This is a genomic window from Acinetobacter sp. S4397-1 (genome assembly GCF_024129285.1).
Classification (GTDB): Bacteria; Pseudomonadota; Gammaproteobacteria; order Pseudomonadales; family Moraxellaceae; genus Acinetobacter; species Acinetobacter lwoffii_C.
This window is the reverse complement of record NZ_JAMXXZ010000105.1, coordinates 1-227: the sequence shown is the minus strand read 5'-3', so window position 1 is coordinate 227 and position 227 is coordinate 1. Positions and strand designations below refer to the sequence as shown.

1 protein-coding gene is annotated in these 227 nt (G+C 48.9%); it reads left to right on the top strand.

Annotated elements, in window-relative coordinates:
- Positions 1 to 22: 22 nt before the first annotated feature.
- Positions 23 to 227 (top strand): hypothetical protein (locus NI467_RS14705; RefSeq protein ID WP_253153510.1); only part of this gene is annotated, 205 nt, incomplete at its 3' end.

Sequence of the window (227 nt, the reverse complement as noted above, 5' to 3'; positions counted from 1 at the left end):
AAACAGTGTTATTGGCGCTGCTATGGCCAACGTAGCAGGACCGTGGGATCATAAAAGTGCTGCTATGGAAGCTCTTGAGAAAGCTACTCAGCCTTGGAACAGAAACAGTGTTATTGGCGCTGCTATGGCCAACGTGGCAGGACCGTGGGATCATAAAAGTGCTGCTATGGAAGCTCTTGAGAAAGCTACTCAGCCTTGGAACAGAAACAGTGTTATTGGCGCTGCTA